Below are 21837 nucleotides of genomic sequence, written 5' to 3'. Positions count from 1 at the left end.
ATTGGCGCAATGTCAAGAAAAACGGCAGATTTAACTAACCAACCTGCTTTGCGTAGACTCTGAAGTCTATACTCGGAAATATAGAATCAACCCATTCAAGTGTCTTCAGTTTTTCTTCATCAATAGAGTTGTTTTCGATTTCACTGTGCAACGAGAGCAACCTGTCAATATGGGTCTTGGTCCTATTGACTGCGTATTCCACAGTTGTGTTGGTAGTTATTATGAATGCCCAATCGCTTGATTGAGCGAGAAGAAGCTCTCTTGCCATCTGGTTCAAAGCCCTTATCTTCAGACTGTCGTCAGTTCTGTCATACTTTCTAGCCAGTTCAATCATTCTCTTGGCGCCCTCGTCCAGGTGTCTGTAAATCCAGTCGTTCCTTCCGTTGAGCCAAACCTCGTTGTAACCGTTGGCTCCCCAGGTGGAGATGTTTGGAGTAACTACCTGAGCCTGCTCCATCGATTTGATAACTTCTGGCGGGGTCGAAGGTACAACCGTAATATCCCCGTTTAGTTCTCTGAATAGCTCCTCGATGAAGAGGGGACCTTCGTACCACCAGTGGCCGAATAGCTCCGCGTCAAATGGCGCAACAATTACGGGTTCTTCTCCATCGAACTGAGAAGAAAGCCTTCTTATCTGCTCTCTTTTCCTGTTGGCGAAATCTTTTGCATGCTCGACAGTTGCCCTTCTGGCATCTTCGATGTCATAATAGCCTTTTTCGTTTAGAGAAACATCTTTACCGGTAATTTTGTAATACTTTATTCCGGTATTGCACCGCTCTCCGCTAGGATCTATGTACGGTCTGATATAGTCTTCCTCACGGTCGAAACCCACGTCCCTGTAAAATTCCCGGTACCTCGCGTCTCCAGGGTAGCCTACCTCGGCACTCCACACCTGCTGGCTCGATTCGGGGTCTCTTGCAAAGGCAAAGACGTTTTCCGGAGTGACCACCGGTCTGTATACCCCATACCTCGGAGCGGGATCACCGTACCATAGACTGTGAGAATCCACGAAGAAGAAAGAAAGGCCATGCTCTCTCAGGTAAGAATCAAAGCCTGGAACGTAGCCGCACTCTGCGAGCCAAATTCCTCTAGGTTCTCTTCCTGTGTGTTTCTTGTATGAGTCAACACCTATTTCAATTTGAGCGTTTATCGCTTCGGGGAAATTCGTCATCAAGGGCAGAAAGCCGTGTGTAGCGTTACAGGTAACAATTTCGAGCTCTCCGGTTTCCTGAAGTTGGGCGAATTCTCCGACAAGGTCTCCATTGCATTCATTGTAGACGGCCCTTATCTCTTCGAGTTCCCGAAGATAATGTGTTGCCAGCCTATTGGCGGCTGGATGTTCCGAAACGGTCCTGGAAATTTCGTTTCCAGCAAGTTCGATCGACGAACTCAGATAATTGAGATATTTCTTCTGCAGGTCTTTGTTGGCGAACATCTCCATTAGAGGCGGAGTTATACTCATTGTTACTTTGAAATTCACTCCATCTCTCTTCAGTCTTCTGAAACCTTGCAAGAGCGGAATATAGGTTTCTGTAATCGCCTCGAACAACCATCTCTCTTCCATGAAGCTTGGAAAATCGGGATGATTAATGAATGGCAGATGTGCGTGGAGCATGAGAATGAATCTTCCCTTTCCCATACAATCACCTTCCACTCTTGCTCTTCGAGATGGTCTTTATGAACTCATCGGAAGAGGGATTATCGGATGGTCCGGAAGACTTAGCGTGCTTCCCGAAAGTGAATTTCTCGTGAGAAGCCTTTTCTTCTCTTCTCGACCCCTTCTTCAAATCTACCCAGATTTCATGGTCTGTGAATTTTGGCGAGTTTCTGGGAGTTCTCGCAATTCTGGACTTCAATACGCTCTTGAAATGTCCGTCAATATAGTAGCCAATCTCGGCGATATAATCTGCATCTGGAAAATCGACCTGGAAGTACCAGTTACCGGCATCTACCGAGATCTCTGCTTCTCTGAATCTGTGAGCGTTTTTTCCATCGTAGATTATGTTGGTGATATCACTGACTCTCACAAGAACCTTTGATGAAGAATTCTCGAGGTTTCTGGCCGTCCATTCCGATAGATCCCACATTACGTACACCCAATAGGGATTAATAGGGTGAATCGAGACAAAGTCGCGAGAGTAAGATGAAGGAATTCGGGCATCGACGGGTTTTGAAGGACGAAGAATCTCAGAGGGGCTCTTAACTGTAACGCTGCTAGAGTACTGATTGTTTTTCTGAGCGAATTTCTTCAGAGCACGAGCAATATCCTTCTTACGCATTGTTCTTTTTAGATTGATTCCCATCATCTTCGCATAACGACGAAGGTCTTGAATCGTCGGGTCGTTACTTAGAAAGGACTGTATTTCTTCGTTGTTCATAGCAAAAACCTCCTGGGCATGATTTCCTACTCAAGTAGATCATATCACACTCCAGGAAGATAAATCAAGGGATTATAGGTAAATAGAGACGATTATTATCTCTTTCCTTTCTCAGACAACTTAAGTTACCAGTTTTACGAAATATCTCTTAACTTATCTACTACATAATCTGCCATATAATCACTATCAACTTGGAACTGAGAACCATCATTCATCACTTTAATTGTCACTATGTCTCTTTCGATTTCTTCCTTTCCAATCAGAAGAGAAATCTTAGCCCCTATTCTTGACGCATGTTTCATCTTGTTGCGCATATTTCTCTCCATCACATCAACGAACGTCGATACACCCATCTTGCGGAGCCTTTTGGCGTAGTCAAATCCCCTCACGCTTTCCTCTCTTCCGAAAGTCAGAATAGCCACTTCAGAAGTTTCGGGTCCATTGATTCTCACGTTTTCGGATTTGAGAAGCATTACAATTCTCTCAAGGCCTATTGCAAAACCGACTGCAGGGCAGCTCTTGCCTCCTATGTATTCGACCAGACCGTCGTAACGTCCTCCACCTACCAGTTGGTCCTGGCTCCCGAGCGAAGAAGATCGTATCTCAAAGGCAGTTCGAGTGTAGTAGTCAAGTCCGCGCACAAGAAACTGATCTACTTCATAATCAATTCCGGCTCTTTCCAGATACCACTGTAGTTCCTCGAAATGACTTCTGCAATCGCTATCAAGGTAATCCAAAATTCCCGGAGCTCCCTGCACCAGTCCCTTATCGATCTTACAGTCTAGCAACCTAAGAACATTCGTCTCATATCTGCGCTGACAATCGGGACACATCCCGGCAAGTTTGTCGCTATAATATTCTTTGAGGGCGGTCTTGTAATCCTCTCTACAAGCAGGGCAACCGATTGAGTTTATGAAAAGCTTCGCATTGTTGATCTTCAGTTCTTTGAGAAAGCTGTAGGCCATCTCGATTATCTCGAAGTCGGCCAGAGGGCTCTCTGAACCCAGTATCTCGGCACCGAACTGATGAAACTGGCGCAACCTTCCCGCCTGAGGCTTCTCATAACGGAACATCGGACCGCTGTAGAAGAGTTTGACAGGTGACCCAAGATTTATGAAGGAATTCTCAATGAAAGCTCTCGCGACACTTGCAGTTCCTTCAGGTCTCAGAGTTATCGATCTGCCGCCTTTGTCCTCAAATGTGTACATCTCTTTCTGAACGACATCCGTAGATTCGCCAACGCTCCTCTTGAAAAGCTCGGTCGCTTCGAAGATGGGGGTTCGAATTTCAGTGAATGCGTACTTATGAGAGATATTCCTGATTATCTCTTCGGCGAAGTGCCAGTAATCAATATCTTCAAAGGCAATATCCTGAGTTCCTTTTATTCTGCTAATCATGACTTTATGCATTCCTCCGTCTTCTAAATAGAATCTTTCCGTCTCTCAACAACTTAGTTATAGCATATATGACAACTAGAAACTCGAGTCTTCCAAGAAACATTCCAATTGTCTCGGTCCAGATGATTCCTGTGGGTGCGCCCGGGACTGTTATCCCTACCGAGAGCCCCACGGTACTCAAAGCCGAAGCGTATTCGAAGGCCGAAAAAGCCATCGAATGACCATATGACATCAGTACTCCAGTACCTACGGCATAGGTCAAGAAGTACAGAGAGAAGACGAGTAGAATCTCTTTCACAAGAGAGTTGTCTATGTATCTTCGAGTTTCGCCTTTCCATATCTCTTGCTTCAGGATCGCATCCTTCGGAAGGAAATACCTTCTTATTTCCAACCAGAGTATTTTGATTAGGGCGAACAATCTGTACTGCTTAAGACCACCCGAGGTTGAATCAAGATCTCCCCCGAATATCATAAGCAGAACAATCAAATAGATTCCGTAGTGGTTCCAGGGCACAAAGTCAACGGTGGAGAAGCCCGTGCCAGTGAGCGCAGACACAGCCTGAAAAAGACTGTGTCGGAATTGTTCTGCTCCCGAAGAGTAAAACACAGCTAGAGTTCCAGTCATCAATAGTGGAGTGAAAAGTGCGAGAATAATGAACATCAGCTTGGGTTCACCGTTGTTCCAAAAAGCTCTGAAATTCTTCTTCCAGAGCGTGTAATGAATTCCAAATCCAGTAGCTCCAAGCAACATAAGGACGATAGTTATGATTTCAATTGAAATACTGTTGAATTCTCCGATAGACCCAGTTCTGGTCGAAAATCCTCCCGTTGCCAGAGCGGTCAATGAGTGGTTAACCGCATCGAAGAAACTCATGCCTGCTAATCTGTACATTATTACTCCAGCCAGAGCGTATGAACCGTATATCACCGCGATTGTTCTCGTTGAGCTTTTGATATTAGGAACTAAATTGTCCATCCGTCCTTCGGCTTTGTAGAGGCCAAGCCCTGCCGGTCCAAGAATTGCAGACATCATTATAATCGCAATACCGGCACCTCCGAGATACTGCATAATGCTTCTCCAAAGAAGGAAGGTTTCGGGAAGCGTTTTTACATCTACCAGGGTCAAACCTGTGGTGGTCCAGCCGCTGGTCGATTCAAATACTGCCTGGGTGAAATTCAGATGACCGCCAATGATAAACGGGAGAGCGGACAGGAGAATAGCTATCACCCATGAAAAAAGGACCACTATCGCCCCTTCCTGAACGGTTATCGGTGACCCGGGACGTACTCTCATAGTCAGCTTAAGCATCAGCCCCATGGCAAAGCTCAGCACAGCTGTGGTTATAAAGGCGAGACTCTCGACGAAGACACCGGGATTCCCGATGCAATATAGTAAAGGGATCAACAAAACAATGGGAAAGAATACAAAGAGATTCCCGAGGTATCCAAAGACAAGTCTATATCTCTGTTTCAAAAGATTTTGAAACATCTACACCTCTCCTAGAAGAGTTTCGAATACAGAAGATTGGACCGTTGGGCTACTTAACACTAGAAGAACATCACCCATTTCAATCACAGTGTTTCCCCTCGGTATAACTACTTCGTCGTCCCTGATTATTGCCCCTATGACGCTTTCGTTTGGAAGCGGAATGTCTTTGATCGCTTCTCCAAGAATGGGAGACTTCTCAGTCATTTCTATTCTGAGAATTGATACCTTTTCAGATGAGGGGAGCAAGTTCGTGATATGTTCTCTGAAGAGACTGTCTTCAAGAGCCACTCCGAGGATTTCGGTCGGACTGACAACGCTCTTAATACCCATCTTCTCGAAAACGGCCTTGTTGTCCGGGTCATTTACCATGGCAACCGGTCTCTCTATTCCATACACTCTCGAGGCCGTAAGACAAGCAACTAGATTGTCCTGATCGTACGGCGTTAAGGCTACAAAGAGGTCTGACCGGTCAAGCTCAAGTTGCTCCAAAACGTATCTCTTGCTTCCATCGCCCCTAACGATGACTGCTCGGAGCTTCTTAGCCATTTCGTCGCAGAACCTCTCATTCTTGTTCACTATCATCACGTTATGACCTTTGCTCAAGAACCTTCTGGCCAGATGGTAGGCTATCTTCTCTCCACCGATCAGCACGATTTTCATTTTTCATCACCGCTGATGAAGTAGAGCGCATTCTTGACGTTTTCAACGGCCAACAGAGTCGGGCAGATCACTTCTATTCCAAAGTCCGAGAACATCTGGATGTTATTTGGATCATAAGCTCTCGCAACAACCCGGGGAACTTCGAAATACTCCTTTGCTGACATCGAGATCATCAAATTCGTGTTGTCATCTGTGGTAAGTACCAAAGCTACATCGGCCTTGTCGAGCTTGGCTTCCTTCAGAACATCAAGTTCTGTCGCGTCCCCGAGTATATTGAACCCAGTGAATTCATAAGATAGTGCGTCGAAAGAAGATTCGTTCCTATCCACGACAACCACACTGCAGCCCATTGATGAGAGCCAGTTGGCCATTCTAGATCCCAGCCTTCCACATCCGAAGATAACAACATAGTACTCGTCTTTCTTGATCGCACCCTTCATGAAAGGCATTCCTACTCCTCCAGTTTCTTCAGTTCGTCTGAAGCTTCCTTAAAATCTTCATCAAGCGAAAGCGAGGCTTTAAGGTGTTTAATAGCTATTTTGGGTTTTTCCTTTGCCACCAGCAGAGCGTAAAGAAAGTGTGGAAACGGAGAGCCGGGAAAATCTGAGAACAGTTCGCTCATTAGCGATTCCGCACTACCCGTCTCGCCTTCTTCGATCAACCTTCTTATTTCTCGTGCGCGCTTGTATATGCTGTCTTCTTCTCTGAGGGCAAGTTCGAAAGCATCTCTGATTTCCTGGGGCGTAAAAGGCTTTGTCAGGAAATCAACTATACCTGCTTTGAATGCACTTCTCATCGATTCGGGAGATGTATCCGAGGAGACAACTATTACGGGTATTGAGTAAGCTCTATTCTTCAGTTCTTTGAGAAATTGAATTCCATTCATTGAAGGCAAACTCAAATCAGTAAATAGGAGGTCTGGCTTCCGCTTCTCTATTTCTTCCAGGGCTTCCTCAGCTGTAACGAAAGTATGGACTTCGTTGTCTTCGTTCTCCATGGTCTTTTTGACAATTCGCCTGACATTCAGCTCGTCATCGACCACGTAAACGAGTGCCATGCAATCACCTCCACAACACAAATCATATTACCATATTAAGCTCAAATAGTGTTTGAGAGTTTCCACAAGGCGAATTCTTAGAAATTGTTTGTCTCGATTTGCTTCTTTGCGAAGTCAAAAAGAAAGGATATTGCAAAGCCGGATATAATGAGAGGGAGGTTCAATGCTTCGATAGTCAATAGGCAACTTGAGATCAGTAACCCCTCCAGCCAGACACTAAACACCACAAGAACCTGGTATATTGAGAGCACATAGGCGAAGAAACTTCCAACCAACAGATGCGAATACCGTTTTCTGACATCGCTTTTCTTCTCGGCAATTCCGAAAAAGTAGATAGCGGAGTTTATGCCAATGATGATGGCAAGAAACGGATCGTGATCAGTCAAAAGCAATCCATAGAATGAGTTCATCGCGAGAGCTGCAAAGAGTACTCCACCGAATATGAGCCAGAATGTTATCGACCTTCCTCTCATAGTAGTCCCCCAACCAATCTTACGATTAGTGCAACGATATAAGCAACTGCAAGACTGTAGAAGACGGAGAAGAATACATACTTGTAGCTTCCGGTTTCATTCTTTATCACTGCAAGTGTTGGCATGCATGGAACGTACAGAAGTACAAAAACAAGAAAACTCAAAGCTACTTCGGGTGTAATCAACGTTCTTATAACGCCAAGAGAGGTTCCCGTAACGCTTGGATTTCCGAAGAACGTTGTGAGCGATGAAACGATGACTTCCTTTGCTGCTATTCCGAAAACCAAACTGGTTATCATTTCCCACGTGTAACCCAGGGGTATGAATAGCGGTTCAAGTGATTTCCCGATCATAGCTGCGAAACTCCCGGTCCCTTCTGAGGGAAAGTAACTGAGAACCCATATCACAACAGAGGCGCCAAGTATTATCGTACCGGCCTTTTCGAGAAAGTGACGCCCCTTGTTCCAGGTATAGAGAATTATTGAACTGAGCCTCGGTTTTCTGTAACGTGGAAGCTCCATTATCAATGTGGAGGGCTCACCCTTGAAGAAGAGCTTGTTGATCAGCAGCGCGGAAAGGACCGTTATAACAATGCTCAAAACGTACAGGAAGAAAATCACTACACCGGCTCTTGCGCCGAAGAAAGTGCCTGCAATCAAAACATAGACGGGAAGCCTCGCGCTACAAGAGATAAAAGGTGAAACAAGAATGGTTACTATTCGCTCTTTTGGTTCGGAGATCGATCTTGTCGACATAATAGATGAGACATTGCATCCAAATCCAAGGAGCATAGATATGAAGGAACGCCCGCTGAGTTTCATTGCGTACATTATTCTATCAATAACAAAGGCTGCTCTAGGCAAATAGCCGGTCTCTTCAAGAATTCCAAGCGCCAGGAAAAGAATGAAAATGTTAGGCACGAAAACCAAGACGGCTCCGACGCCTCCAATTATTCCCTCAACAACGAGAGAACGAAGCCAATCTATGCCGATTAAGCCACCAAGTGCGCGACCGAGGCCTCCGAGCAGTTCTTCAATCATAATCGATAACGGTCCTGAGATAGTAAAGGTCAGCTGGAAAATGATGTACATAACCGCAAGGAAAATTAAAATCCCAAGAAATCTGTGAGTCATAACGTGATCTATTGCTTCGGAAAAATTCCAGCCTATCTTTTCTTTACCTTTTACTGATGTGGAAAGGATTCTCTTTATATATTTGTAACGAGTTTCAGCGATCTCCACAGAGAAGTCGTAGTCCAGAGTTATTCCCGTTATTTTTTGAACTTCGTCGTCCCTTTCCAGGAGCTTTATCGAAAGCCAACGTTCGTCAATCCCGGCCAGAGAAGGTTTCCCCCTTATTCTCTCGGATAGATCCCTGAGCTGAGCTTCCACTTCATCAGAGAAAAGATAGTGGACGTGGCTACCGCTCTTGGTGCTCTTCACAAGAGTATTCTTCAACTCTTCGATACCCTCGCCTGTGACTGCCGAGGTAACGACAACCGGAATGCCAAGCTGTTTCGAAAGCTCGTTTCTGTCGATCTCAAAGCCTGCTTTTCTCGCTTCGTCGACTGCGTTTACTGCAAGGACAACATCTCCGCGAAGCTCAAGCACTTGAAGAAGAAGATAGAGACTTCTTTCTAAATTGACGGCGTCACCTATGACCATTGCGACACCGGGCTTCTCATTCACAAGGAAATCCCTAGCTATTTTTTCATCGAGACTAGTGGCACCGAGAGTGTAAGTGCCTGGCAGATCAATAACATCTACGGTGTGATTGTGATGCTTCATTACTCCGGCTCTCTTTTCAACGGTTACGCCGGGCCAATTTGCAACTATTTGTCTTGAACCTGTAAGAGCGTTAAATATACTTGTTTTCCCAACATTTGGGTTTCCTAGAAGTGCTATTGTAGATTTTCTTGACTCGATTCCGTCTCTATGATTTTCCACGACTGAATTTATCTCTCCCTAACTATGATTCTCATTGCCTGGCCTCGCGAAAGTGCGGAACGGATACCATTTGCGTTTATCTCGATTCTCTTTCCGATATTGCCGGTAACAGTGATTTTCTTGCCTACTTCTACTCCAACCATCCGCAGTCTCTCCCTGAAGCCCATTCCACCATTAATGATACTTACGAAGTATTCTCCATTTGTAGCATATGAAAGCGGCACGGAGGAGGTTTCGACAAGAATCCACATCGAAATGTCCTCTCTCAGGGTAATGTCTGTTCCCTTTATTCTGAATACTTTTGGGTCTCCGAAGGGGGCCACTTTTACCAGCTGGATCTCTTCACCACTTACGAAACCGAGACCACACAGTCTCTCTCTTGTAAGAGGAGGAAGCTCCAGTTTTCTTATCTTGCCCTTTTCTCCTTCACACATTCTTGACAGAGGAACGACCATCAACATCACCCTTATTGAGAATTTGTCTCAATAAGATTGTATCATTAAACACCCCTCGGTGCACATGAATGTGGGAGAAATATTCTGGTGGATCGCCATTCAGGGCTGAACTTGGTTATCTTTAGTTTAACAATTGACGTATAATCTTTTAGAAGGGAGTGGTTGGATGCTCAAGATATACCAGGTTGATTCATTTACGGCGGTTCCATTTGGCGGGAATCCCGCTGGGGTCTGTCTCCTTGATGAGGAGATCGATGAGAGACTATATCCTAGAATAGCATCGGAAATGAATCTTTCGGAAACCGCATTTGTAAGACCGGGTGACGAGAAAAACACTTATGGCTTGAGATGGTTCACACCGAAGGTTGAAGTGAAGATGTGCGGCCATGCGACGCTTGCCACTGCCTGGATACACTTCACCGAGCTTGGAGTCAAGGGTGAGATCTCTTACGAAACACTAAGTGGGAAACTGGGGGTTAGGTACGTTGATGGGAAGATAGAGATGAATTTCCCTTCTGATAACCCTTACAGAGTTAGAATCGATGAAATGCTTGGGAGGATTACTGGTGTGGAAGGTGAGTGCTACTACTCCAGTCTTACCGAAAAACTGCTTTACATAATCTCCTCGAAATCGAAACTTGAGGACTTGTCGTTTGACTTCAGTCTTCTTCAGAACCGTGATTTTGGATACACGGTGAAGGGACTGATCGTCTCTTCGCCCGGTGACGAAAAGTTCGACTTCTACTCGAGATACTTCGCTCCCTGGGTGGGAATCGACGAAGACCCGGTTACCGGTTCGGCACATACGGTTCTCGGACCGTTCTGGTCCGAGAAACTCGGGAGAAAAAACCTCAGAGCCTGTCAGCTCTCCTCCAGAAGAGGAGAACTCGATCTCGAGCTGCTTCCAAATAGCAGGATTCTTATTCTTGGAAAGGCCGTCACTGTAATAAGAGGCACTATTTCAATCTAGATTCATCTGGATCGGTCTCAATTCTAAGACTGGCTTCATCTACTGGCTCACGCGGATTGACGGTGGCAAAGACCCTTTTTGACGGATCTTCACTTGCGAGAATACAGGAGAAGATTGCGAGGAGCAGAAAGATCGGTCCAAGTGAAAACCCCGCCACTGCAACGTGATTGGCAAATCCAATATTGATAAAACCTATTGCAAAAGAGAACCAGGCGAAGATGATTCCTGAAAAAAAGTCTGCTCTGAAATGAGTGAGAAGTGAGGCAGGAATTATCAGTAGAAACAGCAAAAGAATTGAGGCCGTTTCTTTGGAATAGAAGAATGAAAGACTGGTGAGCAGAATTACAAGACTGAACGAAAAGGAAAGACTTCCCAGATAGCCTGATTTAATGTGCTTGATAACATCACCGTAGCTGGTTCTACCCAGTCTAAAAAACTGACCCGAAAGAAAAACGATCGGAATCGAAAGAATCAGAGATAGGCCTTTAACGCCTCCGACGGAGAAGAGTATCCAGCCGGTGAACATGGCATAGAGAGATAGAAGCCATACATAATCAAAATCCGCCCTTTCAATCTTTCTGAGGAAGAGAAAGTGACTTACAATCAGAATTGGCCACAAAAGACTCCTAGAAACAGCTGAAAATAGATATCCGCTTTGATCTGTAACAAAACGCTCAGTGAGAATAACTCCGAGTATGTATGAAAAGGTCCATATGGCCAGGGTGATCATTACCAGATTCCTAGAAATTCTCAAGTTGCCGCCTCCGGTCAAAGAGAAAAAAGTTCACTATATGGATTGTATCTTGCCAAGCACTGACTTCTCTATGTATGCTAATTTGGCAAAGGCTTCGTCTCTATCCTTCGCTCCAGTATAGATGTATATCTTGAGTTTCGGTTCGGTCCCGGAAGGCCTTATTGCATACCATGAGCCGTCGTCGAACTGAAACTTGATAACGTCTGATGTAGGAACCCCTGTTTCGACAGTTCTTCCGCTGAGAATGTCATTGTCGGTTGCACTGAAAAAGTCTATGTATCTCACAATCTTTGAATCGCCGATTGCAGTTGGGTATTCCTTTCGATATTCTTTCATTATTTTCCTCACTCGCTTTTGTCCCGCAACACCTTCTAGAACCATGGAGATCTGCTTTTCAGCAAATACTCCGTATTTGACGAAAAGCTCTTCAAGAACGTTCAGCAAGGTCTTTCCTCTCCTCAGGAAGTAAGCTGCCATTTCGCAAAGAAGCATTGATGAAGAAACTGCATCCTTGTCTCTCACGAAATTGCCCGCAACATATCCAATGCTTTCTTCGTAGCCGAAGATGAATTTGCCCTCTCTCCTCTCTTCTACTTCGAGGGCTTTACCGCAGATATTCTTGAACCCAGTGAGAGCCTCATAAGTTTTCACTCCGTAGCTGTCCGCAATGGTTTTGGCCATGTCACCTGTAACAATGGATTTCACGATAAATCCATCCTCGGGCATAGAGGATTTCTCTTTCATGGAGAGAAGGAGGTAGTTAACAATGAGCGCGCCAGTTTGATTGCCGTTTAAGGGAACAAAATCGCCATTCTCCCTCACCATTACTGCAAGCCTATCGGCGTCCGGGTCGGTTGCCAGGAGAATGTCGGCCCGCTTCTCCTGCCCAACCTCTCTGGCAAGTGTAAATGCCTTCAAGTCTTCGGGATTTGGATAACCGATCGTCGAAAAATCGGGATCTGGTTCCTCCTGCTCCGGAACAACAAATACATTTTTGAAGCCTCGTTCACGCAGGACACGGCGCACGGGAACATTTCCAGTCCCATTCAAAGGCGTGTAGACTATTCTGATTGATTTGTCCAGTTCTTCTTCCGAGTCTCTCAGTGTTAGGGACAATACCTTCGATATGTAGAGATCGTCAAGCTCCTCTCCTACTTCAACTAGCAGGCCTTTAGTACGAGCTTCATCAAGTTCAATCATCTTTGGTCCGAGGAAAAGCTCTGTACTTCGCATTTCTTCATAGACCCGATCTGCAATATCGGAGAGAACCTGGGCCCCGTCCTCCCAGTAAAGCTTATAGCCATTGTACTCTTTTGGATTGTGGCTGGCTGTAATCATGATTCCAGATATTGTCGAGAGCTGTAGAACCGAAAAGGAGAGCAAAGGTGTAGGTCTTATGTCATCAAACAAATAAACCTTGATTTCGTTTCCAGTAAGCACCGATGCCGCGATCTCGGCAAATGCTCGAGACATATGTCTAGAATCATGAGCAATTACCACGCCTCTTCTCCTGTATTCTGGATCTCCCGAGAGAATGAGATTCGCCAGACCCTGTGTAGCCCTGGCGACGGTATATTTGTTCATTCGGTTGTCACCGGCACCTAGTTTTCCTCGAAGCCCGGCAGTGCCGAACTCCAGCTCCTTGTAGAATCGTTCCTTTATTTCGGTTTCATTTTCTGCGATTGAAAGTAATTCTCTACGGGTAGCCTCATCGATTACTGGGCTATCAAGCCATCTATGGTAACTGGTTTTATAATCCATTTTTACCTCCTTATTTTCTTATAATTATATCGCATCAACCTTGTGTTAAAGAGAGAAGTGCTTCGCTTTATCTTTGACGTCGAAGTGACCCAGCACACTCTTTTGCTTCCTTGAGCACAACGGCGCATTGTATAATCACAGAGGCTTCACGAAAACCCGGGGGGTGTAGTTTTGCTTTACAGAACCATTATGGTAGGCGAAAATCTTGAATCAATGCAGTGTGAAAAGTATTTTGAGAGTCTATTTGACGTTGATTTCGATTATCTGGTCGGTCTGGGTAAGGAAATGCCGACTATTCTTTTCATAGACGCGAGCAAGTACAGCAAAGATGTTCTTAATGACTGGATCTTTGCATTTACGAACATAATTCTGATTAACAACAACCCGATTAGGGCATTTATTATTAGGGGCTATTCTGAAGAACTGCAGGAATTCAAGGGATATTATAGAGTGGTAAGCAGTTACAAGAGTCCGAGGCAGATAGTGCAAGAAATCATCTCGAATGTCAATGACCATCTAGATAAGATGATTGGGAATAGCAGCAGAGTCATTCAAATGAAGAAAATGCTTGTTCTCTCCATGTTTTACGACGGTTCAATAATGATTCTCGGAGAAACTGGATCGGGAAAGAATCTACTTGCAGAAGTAATAGCTAAGCTCTCTCCCAGAGGTTCCAGGCCATTCTATTCGATAAACTGCGCCGCGATACCTGAGAACTTACTGGAGAGCGAGATCTTTGGGTACAAGAAGGGGGCCTTCACCGGAGCGACTTCCGAAAAAGTTGGTCTTATTGAACAGGCAAATAACGGAACTCTTTTTCTAGATGAAATTGGAGACATGCCGCTGAACCTGCAGGCCAAGATACTTGCAATAACAGAGAACCGGGAGTTCTTCAAAATAGGTGCGACCAGGCCAATAAAGGTGGATGTCCGCTTCATAACTGCAACCAACAGGTACGACGATTCGGCTATGAGAAATGATTTAAGATACAGACTCTCGGCTGTGAAGATAGATCTCCCGCCTTTGAGAGAAAGGAAGAGCGATATCTCACTGATCTTCGATCAAATTCTTGAGAAAAAGGGATATCTCGTGAAGTTTGAGAATATCCCGCAGGACCTGAAGGAGAGATTCCTATCATATAATTATCCCGGAAATGTGAGAGAACTTATCAACATGATTGAGGAGTATCTGGCGGTGAATGATGTTGTTCAAGCTTCCGTCAATTCCTCCATGTCGAAGAACGTCAAGGTTCTGGCCGAGGAGGCAATAGTTGCTAGAATGGTAAATGGTACAAGTTACAAAGATTTTCTTCAGGAAGTCTACAAGAGCGTTTCACAAGAGCTCTTACTGCAACGTTCAGAGGTCCTGAAAAATGACATTAATGAGATTGCCAGGGAATTTGGCCTCACAACAAGAAGAATCAGAGATCTGCTTGCAGAGCTAAATAGCTCTGCAAAGGCACTTACTCCAAACGACGATGATGAGTGAGTTACCGATCCGTGAATTCCTCCTTATCTCGGAATATTAATGTATAATCTCTGGAGTAGGAGGTGTTCTTTTGGCGGTACGAAAGCTCAGTCTTCCCATGGGGGTTGAAGTCGCCGAGCTTTTCGGAGAGTACGATCGAAAAGCAAAGTTCATTCAAAAAAAACTTGATGTAAGGATTTCTATTATAGGTGATGAGATCTGGATAAAAGGCGAAGACGGTACTGGAATTGACATAGCCGGAAAGATTGTAGATGAACTAGTTCAAATGAACAGAGACGGCCATCTTGTAGAGTGGAGGGAGTTCGAGTATATTGTTGATCAACACCTGCAGCACGACGAAGATGGAGAGAGTTTCAAGGGGGTTTACAACGAAGTAAAGGAGACAGCTTTACTCTCTAATAGAATAAGGCCCAAAACAATCGGGCAGAAGAATTATATGGAAATTATGAAGGAGAAGGAACTAGTCTTCTCTATCGGTCCCGCCGGAACTGGAAAGACTTATTTGGCTGTGGCAATGGCGGTTGATTTTCTGAAATCAGGCAAGGTTCAGAGGATAATTCTGACTCGACCCGCCGTTGAAGCTGGTGAGAAGCTGGGTTATCTTCCCGGGACCCTTCTCGACAAAGTTGACCCCTATTTAAGGCCTCTCTACGATGCACTTATGGAGATGATTCCTGCAGAGAAACTCGCTTACTACAGAGAGAGCTCGATAATCGAAGTAGTTCCTCTTGCATATATGAGGGGAAGGACCCTAAACAATTCTTTTATAATCCTTGACGAGGCTCAAAATTCGACTTATCAGCAAATGAAGATGTTTCTTACCAGGATAGGCTTTGGATCAAGGGTGGTTGTTACAGGGGACATAACTCAAATTGACCTTCCCAGGGATTCGGGATCGGGTCTAGTTGTTGTGCAGAAAGTTTTGGGATCGATCTCTACAGTAGGGTTTTCCTACTTGACAGAACAGGATGTAGTGAGAAATCCCCTTGTGAAAGACATTATAAAGGCTTACGATGAGTATGAACGAGAAGAAAAGGTCGAGGAATAGCGATATCCCCAAAGTCCAGTTCCCTCTAGAGAGACTACTGAATGTCAAAGATCTCACCAATTTCGTTGTCTTTCCCGTGTTTCTTGCGCTGTTGAACCGGTTGCCATTTCTTACGCTTCCCTCAAAACCCTTCCTCTATTTTGTGGGCTCGGCGATCCTCTGGTATATTTTTGCCGAAAGGTCAGTGAGGAGTAACAGGTACTTCAATCTTCACAGGGCATACAGGATAACATTCTTTTCGGTGGTCGCTTTTGGGGTTTTTGTAAACTCCTTCGTGCCCTCACTTGCAGATGAGGCATTATTGCCGGAGATGACTCCTATATTTCTAAGTGTGTCAATGGTGACCGTACTGATAGGTTATCAGGAAGGAATTGGCAGCGGGCTGTTTATGTCGTTCCTTGCATCTGCCAATCTCGATAACTCACTTGAGACTTTCATCTTGTTGTCAGTAGTAGTGCTGGCGACAGCGCTTACAACAAGGGCAATAGAGAGAAGAATCGAAATTGCCAGAGCTGGATTTGAAGTTAGTTTGATATTCCTAGCGATTAACGCAATCAGAATAATACTCCAAGGAGAGCCTATACATGCTGTGGATCTGCTGATTGCTTTCGCCAATCCGATTCTCTCTTCGGTAATCGTTATTGGAATAGTCCCCTATCTGGAATACGCAAGCAGAATCTACTCCAACACGGGTCTCATAGAATTGGGGAATCTCTCTCACCCACTGCTGAAGAATTTATCGATATACGCACCTGGAACCTATTATCACAGTATATCACTTGCTAACCTTTCGGAGGCCGCTGCAGAGAGAATCGGAGCGAACTCCATACTAGCGAGAGTTGCTTCGTATTTTCACGACATAGGTAAATCGAAGCGACCGCAGTATTTTACTGAAAACCAGCAAGAAGGAACGAATCCACACGATAATATTACCCCTTCAATGTCGAATCTTGTGATAAATGAACACGTAAAACAAGGCATTGAGCAGGCTAGAAAGTACAGGCTTCCGCTTCTTCTGGAGGACGTTATCAAAGAACATCACGGGACAAGAATAAAGAAATTCTTCTTTCACAAGGCAAAGACATTGGGTCAAGAAGAGCGGAGCGATGATTTTAGGTACCCGGGGCCAAAGCCCCAGTTTAAGGAGTCTGGAATAATCATGCTGGCCGATTCGGTCGAGGCGGCGTTCAAGAGCATAAAGAAGCCCACTCCCGCAAAAACCCAGGAGCTTGTTGAAGAGGTTGTCAACGGTATCTACAATGAAAGACAACTTGACCAGAGTGGTCTTGATCTGGATGATCTGGAAAAGATTATTGAAGCCTTCACGAGAGTTTTGATGAGCATGAATCAACAGAGAATCGAGTATCCGAAAGAGGCTACTGAAAAGGTGGTGTCGATCAGTGGAGATTCTGATCCAAAACAAAACACTGAAGAAGATAGAAGAGAGCAAAATAACTAGCATCGTGGATAAGGTTATCAGCGCAGAGCTTGGAGACAGAGATATTGGAACATTGAACATTCTGCTTACAGATGATTCCGAAATTGAAAGAATAAACAAGGAATTCAGGCACAAAAATGAACCTACAGACGTTCTTTCTTTTCAGTACGGTTTGGAGGAAGAGACGATCGGTGATATAGTAATTTCGCTCGACAGAATCTCAGAGCAGGCTGCCGAGTTTGATAACTCCTTTGAAGAAGAACTCTACTATATCTTGATACACGGCGTGCTGCATGTTATAGGTTATACTCACCATGGATATGATGATGAAGGAGAAGAGATATTTGATCTCCAGAGAGATTACTATACGCGATTTGTTGAGGAGGGATAGAGTTTGTCTGATTTCAGACCTTTTAGGGCGGTGAGACCTGCTGATGGAATGGAGCAAAAGGTCAACTGCCCACCTTATGATGTGATATCGTTTGAAGAAGCCAGAGAGATTGGGAGAAGCCCTGAGAGCTTCATGCATGTCATCAGAGCCGAGATTGATCTTCCAATGGAATCAGATCATTATGCCGAGTCGGTATATTTGAAGGCTAAAGAGAACTTCGAAAGAATGCTGAATGATGGAATCCTCGTACAGGAGGAGGAACCGATTTATTACGTTTACTGGCAAAAGATGAAAGATCATGTACAGATTGGAGTAGTCGGCGGAGCTAGTGTGGAAGAGTATCAGAAAGATCTCATCAAGAAGCATGAACTCACAAGACAGGACAAAGAAGAAGATAGGGTGAATCATATAAAGACTGTCAACGCAAATACGGGAATGGTCTTCCTCACATTTAGAGCAGATGAAAAGCTTGATTATCTCTTGCAGGAGTACTGCAAGCAATTGCCTCTCTCAATGCGAGTCATCGATGAAAACGATGTTGAACATAGGCTGTATGCCGTCAGGGAAGAGGAAAAGGTGGCGAAGCTGAGGAGCGCATTTGAAGAAATCGAGTGCATGTATATTGCCGATGGACATCATCGTGCAGCATCTTCTTCCAGAGTGAGGGATTTACTGAAGGAATCCAACCTGGAGCATACTGGAGATGAAGAGTACAACTTCTTCATGGCAGTAGCATTTCCCCATTCTCATCTTGAGATAATGGACTACAACAGGGTAGTTCAGGATCTGAATGGTCTGTCCGAGTCGGAGTTCTTAGAGAGAGTCGAATTTGCCTTTGAAGTTGAAGATGCTCCGGAGAGTCCTTTTAAACCTCTGAAGAGACACGACTTTGGAATGTGCCTTTTGGGAAAGTGGTACCGACTCACCGCAAGAGAAGGCACGTTTGACGCGAAGGACCCCGTTTCAAGCCTGGACGTCGATATACTTCAGAAGAACCTTCTAAGTCCTCTTCTTGGGATCGATAATCCCAGAAAGGATTCGAGGATCGATTTCGTCGGCGGGATTAGGGGTCTGAGTGCTCTTGAAAACAGAATAGCAAATGGCTGGGCAGTTGCGTTTTCGATGTTCCCTACTTCGATGGAGGAACTTTTGGCCGTCGCCGATCAGGGAAGGATAATGCCTCCGAAATCGACCTGGTTCGAGCCAAAACTGCGCAGTGGACTTGTGGTTCATTTACTTAGATGAAAACAGGGGCACTAATAGTAGCTGGCGGTTTGGGGCTGAGAATGCATTCCTCTCTTCCAAAACAGTTTATGCCTCTTTCAGGAAAAGAGATATTCGTCAGATCCGTGGAAGTATTTCACGGATCTGCTTTTGTTGATTTCATTGTATTGGTCGTTCACAAAGACTGGTTAGGTCAGGCGAGGAAGATTCTCGAGAAAAGAGGAATGGACTCAGTAAGTGTCGTATCTGGAGGAGAGACAAGGCAAGAGTCCGTTCAAAACGGGCTTTTGTTCTGCGAAACAATCAAACCAGATATAGTGATGATTCACGATGCAGCAAGACCTTTCTTTTCGAAAAAGCAGATTCCGGAGATTCTTAGGCTTGTCACTCCTGGAACGGGAGTAGTTGTAACTGAAAAAACAGCAGATACGGTATATCTGGTGGAAGATGAAGTGGTGGTCGACGTTCCAAATAGAAGTAATCTTAGACGGGCAGAGACCCCACAGACCTTCAAGTTTCAAGAAATCCTGCAGGCGCACAGAAAAGCGGTCACAGACGGAATTCATATCTCAACTGATGATGCACAGCTGTTCGTAGGGTTTGGTGGCAGAGTGCTTACTGTTGACTCGATCGTTCCAAACCCAAAGATAACTACGCCTCTCGATTTCGAGATGGCCGAACTAATGATCGAAAGAGAAGCAAACTTCACTGGAAGAGACTAATCTTATCTAAAGAGAATTCGGGCACGGAATCCGAGAGCTTGAAAAGTTCCTCAACGCTTCTGCCGAAAAAAATACTATCAAAGAAGAACTTCACCGCGCTGTCAAGACGATTCATCGCATCTTTGTTGTTCATGAACTTTCCTGTCTCGCCAAAGAAGTAAGTTAGTGGTGAGAGATTTCTGACCATTGCGAAGTCTACATGTCTCATGTCACTTATACTCAAGTAATAGTTCTGTTTTGCCGAGGCTTCCGAAATCTTTGAAAGAAATCCGCCATTGACGCCAGATTCCCATTCGCTTGAAGTCATCAGCAATACTGGATTTGAAAGCCCTGAACCCAGTTCCTCAATGGTGAAACCCTCAAGGGTAGGATCGGCCAAGACCATCGGAACTCCTTCGTTTGAAAGCGAATACCGTATGGCGACGCACCCGCCTCCGGAATGGCCGTAGAGACCAATGTCTTCCATATTCAACCTTTCAAAGAAATCTGAATGAGGATCTTCATTCATCTCTTTTAGAAACTCAATTACGTAGTCTATGTCACGAGAAAGATACTCTGACAGAAGCCTGAGTTTATTCTCTCTAGTGCCTTCAAGCAATCCGTCGAGAAGATCGTTTCCCAAAAAATAATAGACGCTACCGTCCGAAAAGGTCACTACTGCACAGGCGCCCGGATGCTCTATTCCTACGACAAGATATCCGCTGCTAGCCAAAGACTCGGCCAGAGAGGTATGTAATTCACTTATTGACGACCAACCGAGAAGCAATATAACAATAGGCCAACTAGACGAATCCATAAGTGGCGGTGCACCTATGAATGAGTTGGTTCGTACTTTGTATAGATGTTCGAATAAAGCCTTTGGATAACCGGTCATAACCTCGAACCCTTCAAAGATAATCGGATCATTGTTTATCCAACCCTTTCTTTCATAACCGGAAACCCCATCTGCAGGATACCAAATATCCAGACGTATCTTCGCGGAATCAGAGTAATCGATTCCAGAAACTCCTATCGGTTCAGGATTCGTCACTTCGAAAGAACGAAACCCCACGCTGTGAGGTCCGTCTGGAGAGGGCATGTGATTTAGCGGGAAGAGATAGTTAAGAAGAGCAAGAGCTCCCAAGAGAATTCCGAGAATAGCATAGACAGTTGAGTAACCCACTTTCGATTTCAAGATCGCACCTCCCCAGAAGAAGTCGCATAAATCCAGACAGTAACGCGATTCTAGATTATACCAAGATCGATTTGGTGAAGTAATGCATGAGAGACAGCATCTGGAAAACGCAAGGTTGCCTCGGCAGGAGGAGATGCTGGAATAAAACATTGAACGCAATGCGCCGAAAAACATCGGCGGTCGCAATGCTGACAGAACCATGTCAGGACGCAAGGCTGGCGAAGACCACGCCAGGTCGCAATGTCCGCTGCGCGGCGAAAGAGCCGCTGAACGCTTATGAAACCACGTTGACCGTCAACGGTTCTCCGTCCTCCGACAAGAAAAACGTGAATATCGGGTTATAAGATGCGGGTTAGCAAGAACGGGTTATCAAAACCGGGTTATGAAAACCGAATAGGATTGATTTGCGCAAAGGCACATTTGTTTCGGGAAGATGCAGTGAGGGACTTACGATAGACTGGTACCAGATTATAATTCCAGACGATTATGCAGTTCTTTTGTAGGGGCGAACGGCTGTTCGCCCGTGAGAGCTTCAAAGCAACCGCAACGGTTCGAGCGAACGAGCTTCGCGGCACGCCCGGGAAATCTATTTGGCAACGAAACTACTATGAACATGTCATCCGCAATGACTCAACTTTGACAGCAAAAGTGAATAAATGGTAGGAATAAGTTGTGAAAGGTGCATAAGTTCGTGGTAGACACTGGAATCGTTTTTGAAATGCGGTGCCATGTGGGTTTGCTTGTCACTTTGTTATTACTTGACTTGTCGTTAGTTTTAGTGATATAATATAGGTGCCATGTTTCTTAGACTGAAGCACTTCAAAAACAAGGACGGTTCCACCAGGAGTTACCTGCAGCTCGTAGAGAATATACGAGTGGGGAATAAGACTAGACAGAAAGTTCTGGTTAATCTGGGGAGGGTAGATGATCTTCAGAACAGCGGCCAGATAGATAGGCTTATTGAAAGTCTGAGGAACTTCTCGACGAAAGAGTGGATTAGGAAAGAAGCCCT

At 45.0% G+C, this 21837-nt stretch carries 20 protein-coding genes and 1 pseudogene; 8 read left to right on the top strand and 13 right to left on the bottom strand.

The features are described from left to right. Positions 1–34 precede the first annotated feature (34 nt). From Y697_RS07140 to Y697_RS07095, 10 genes are all read right to left on the bottom strand, one after another. Positions 35–1639, bottom strand: a complete 1605-nt coding sequence (locus tag Y697_RS07140; RefSeq protein ID WP_121550958.1) for a glycoside hydrolase family 57 protein — start codon at positions 1637–1639, stop codon at positions 35–37. A 4-nt stretch (positions 1640–1643) separates the two neighbouring features. After that, positions 1644–2378, bottom strand: a complete 735-nt coding sequence (locus Y697_RS07135; RefSeq protein ID WP_121550957.1) for a DUF4912 domain-containing protein — start codon at positions 2376–2378, stop codon at positions 1644–1646. 134 nt (positions 2379–2512) lie between these two features. Beyond that, positions 2513–3775, bottom strand: a complete 1263-nt coding sequence (hisS, locus tag Y697_RS07130; RefSeq protein WP_121551009.1) for a histidine--tRNA ligase — start codon at positions 3773–3775, stop codon at positions 2513–2515. 4 nt (positions 3776–3779) lie between these two features. Further along, positions 3780–5264, bottom strand: coding sequence for a TrkH family potassium uptake protein (locus tag Y697_RS07125; RefSeq protein ID WP_121550956.1), 1485 nt, complete (start codon positions 5262–5264; stop codon positions 3780–3782). Next, positions 5265–5924 (bottom strand): TrkA family potassium uptake protein, encoded by a 660-nt coding sequence (locus Y697_RS07120; protein ID WP_121550955.1) that lies wholly within the window; start codon positions 5922–5924, stop codon positions 5265–5267. It lies immediately after the preceding gene. After that, the gene (locus tag Y697_RS07115) at positions 5921–6373 is read right to left on the bottom strand and encodes a TrkA family potassium uptake protein (RefSeq protein WP_121550954.1); all 453 of its coding nucleotides are present in this window, start codon (positions 6371–6373) and stop codon (positions 5921–5923) included. Before Y697_RS07115 ends, Y697_RS07120 begins: the two co-directional genes overlap by 4 nt. Before the next feature lie 2 nt (positions 6374–6375). Continuing rightward, positions 6376–6981, bottom strand: a complete 606-nt coding sequence (locus Y697_RS07110) for a response regulator (protein ID WP_121550953.1) — start codon at positions 6979–6981, stop codon at positions 6376–6378. Positions 6982–7058: 77 nt separating this feature from the next. Next, a complete protein-coding gene (locus Y697_RS07105) occupies positions 7059–7454 on the bottom strand; it encodes a hypothetical protein (RefSeq protein ID WP_121550952.1) in 396 nt (131 codons plus the stop codon). Next, complete coding sequence (gene feoB / locus Y697_RS07100; protein ID WP_121550951.1) at positions 7451–9400, bottom strand: ferrous iron transport protein B; 1950 nt, start codon at positions 9398–9400, stop codon at positions 7451–7453. Before feoB ends, Y697_RS07105 begins: the two co-directional genes overlap by 4 nt. 8 nt (positions 9401–9408) lie before the next feature. Next, positions 9409–9855, bottom strand: a complete 447-nt coding sequence (locus Y697_RS07095) for a FeoA family protein (RefSeq protein WP_121550950.1) — start codon at positions 9853–9855, stop codon at positions 9409–9411. A gap of 166 nt (positions 9856–10021) precedes the next feature. Here Y697_RS07095 and Y697_RS07090 point away from each other — a divergent pair, with 166 nt between their 5' ends. Beyond that, the gene (locus Y697_RS07090) at positions 10022–10825 is read left to right on the top strand and encodes a PhzF family phenazine biosynthesis protein (RefSeq protein ID WP_121550949.1); all 804 of its coding nucleotides are present in this window, start codon (positions 10022–10024) and stop codon (positions 10823–10825) included. On the opposite strand, the gene Y697_RS07085 is transcribed toward Y697_RS07090, so the two are convergent. Next, a complete protein-coding gene (locus tag Y697_RS07085; RefSeq protein WP_259462367.1) occupies positions 10812–11579 on the bottom strand; it encodes a hypothetical protein in 768 nt (255 codons plus the stop codon). The genes Y697_RS07090 and Y697_RS07085 overlap by 14 nt on opposite strands. Before the next feature lie 33 nt (positions 11580–11612). Next, positions 11613–13340 carry a phospho-sugar mutase gene (locus Y697_RS07080; RefSeq protein WP_121550948.1) on the bottom strand — a complete coding sequence of 576 codons (1728 nt, stop codon included), beginning with the start codon at positions 13338–13340 and terminating at the stop codon, positions 11613–11615. Positions 13341–13511: 171 nt separating this feature from the next. Here Y697_RS07080 and Y697_RS07075 point away from each other — a divergent pair, with 171 nt between their 5' ends. The 6 genes from Y697_RS07075 to ispD all read left to right on the top strand — a co-directional run bounded on the left by Y697_RS07075 (position 13512) and on the right by ispD (position 19651). Continuing rightward, the gene (locus Y697_RS07075) at positions 13512–14828 is read left to right on the top strand and encodes a sigma 54-interacting transcriptional regulator (RefSeq protein ID WP_121550947.1); all 1317 of its coding nucleotides are present in this window, start codon (positions 13512–13514) and stop codon (positions 14826–14828) included. Positions 14829–14898: 70 nt separating this feature from the next. After that, positions 14899–15876 (top strand): PhoH family protein, encoded by a 978-nt coding sequence (locus Y697_RS07070; RefSeq protein ID WP_121550946.1) that lies wholly within the window; start codon positions 14899–14901, stop codon positions 15874–15876. Continuing rightward, the gene (locus Y697_RS07065) at positions 15842–17335 is read left to right on the top strand and encodes an HDIG domain-containing metalloprotein (RefSeq protein WP_121550945.1); all 1494 of its coding nucleotides are present in this window, start codon (positions 15842–15844) and stop codon (positions 17333–17335) included. The genes Y697_RS07070 and Y697_RS07065 overlap by 35 nt, the downstream gene beginning before the upstream one ends. Beyond that, positions 17277–17705: an rRNA maturation RNase YbeY gene (gene ybeY / locus Y697_RS07060; RefSeq protein ID WP_121550944.1), complete on the top strand. Its 429-nt coding sequence runs from the start codon at positions 17277–17279 to the stop codon at positions 17703–17705. The genes Y697_RS07065 and ybeY overlap by 59 nt, the downstream gene beginning before the upstream one ends. Before the next feature lie 3 nt (positions 17706–17708). Further along, positions 17709–18950 (top strand): DUF1015 domain-containing protein, encoded by a 1242-nt coding sequence (locus Y697_RS07055; protein WP_121550943.1) that lies wholly within the window; start codon positions 17709–17711, stop codon positions 18948–18950. Next, positions 18947–19651, top strand: a complete 705-nt coding sequence (ispD, locus tag Y697_RS07050) for a 2-C-methyl-D-erythritol 4-phosphate cytidylyltransferase (protein WP_121550942.1) — start codon at positions 18947–18949, stop codon at positions 19649–19651. Before Y697_RS07055 ends, ispD begins: the two co-directional genes overlap by 4 nt. Here the strand turns inward: ispD and Y697_RS07045 are convergent. Further along, positions 19635–20825, bottom strand: a complete 1191-nt coding sequence (locus tag Y697_RS07045) for a hypothetical protein (RefSeq protein ID WP_259462366.1) — start codon at positions 20823–20825, stop codon at positions 19635–19637. The two genes, ispD and Y697_RS07045, sit on opposite strands and share 17 nt — an antisense overlap. 797 nt (positions 20826–21622) lie before the next feature. Here Y697_RS07045 and Y697_RS14835 point away from each other — a divergent pair. Continuing rightward, positions 21623–21837, top strand: a pseudogene (locus tag Y697_RS14835) (IS1634 family transposase); the annotation flags it as partial.

Source organism: Mesotoga sp. BH458_6_3_2_1 (genome assembly GCF_003664995.1).
In the GTDB taxonomy this organism is placed as follows: Bacteria; Thermotogota; Thermotogae; order Petrotogales; family Kosmotogaceae; genus Mesotoga.
This window is presented reverse-complemented; position numbering and strand designations above follow the sequence as displayed.

Coding starts and splice junctions, on each gene's coding strand:
- hisS (WP_121551009.1), bottom strand. CDS start 3,775: ATGATTAGCAGAATAAAAGGAACTCAGGATATTGCCTTTGAAGATATT.
- Y697_RS07135 (WP_121550957.1), bottom strand. CDS start 2,378: ATGAACAACGAAGAAATACAGTCCTTTCTAAGTAACGACCCGACGATT.
- Y697_RS07115 (WP_121550954.1), bottom strand. CDS start 6,373: ATGCCTTTCATGAAGGGTGCGATCAAGAAAGACGAGTACTATGTTGTT.
- Y697_RS07095 (WP_121550950.1), bottom strand. CDS start 9,855: ATGGTCGTTCCTCTGTCAAGAATGTGTGAAGGAGAAAAGGGCAAGATA.
- Y697_RS07080 (WP_121550948.1), bottom strand. CDS start 13,340: ATGGATTATAAAACCAGTTACCATAGATGGCTTGATAGCCCAGTAATC.
- Y697_RS07065 (WP_121550945.1), top strand. CDS start 15,842: ATGAGTATGAACGAGAAGAAAAGGTCGAGGAATAGCGATATCCCCAAA.
- Y697_RS07140 (WP_121550958.1), bottom strand. CDS start 1,639: ATGGGAAAGGGAAGATTCATTCTCATGCTCCACGCACATCTGCCATTC.
- Y697_RS07110 (WP_121550953.1), bottom strand. CDS start 6,981: ATGGCACTCGTTTACGTGGTCGATGACGAGCTGAATGTCAGGCGAATT.
- Y697_RS07120 (WP_121550955.1), bottom strand. CDS start 5,924: ATGAAAATCGTGCTGATCGGTGGAGAGAAGATAGCCTACCATCTGGCC.
- Y697_RS07090 (WP_121550949.1), top strand. CDS start 10,022: ATGCTCAAGATATACCAGGTTGATTCATTTACGGCGGTTCCATTTGGC.
- Y697_RS07125 (WP_121550956.1), bottom strand. CDS start 5,264: ATGTTTCAAAATCTTTTGAAACAGAGATATAGACTTGTCTTTGGATAC.
- Y697_RS07105 (WP_121550952.1), bottom strand. CDS start 7,454: ATGAGAGGAAGGTCGATAACATTCTGGCTCATATTCGGTGGAGTACTC.
- ispD (WP_121550942.1), top strand. CDS start 18,947: ATGAAAACAGGGGCACTAATAGTAGCTGGCGGTTTGGGGCTGAGAATG.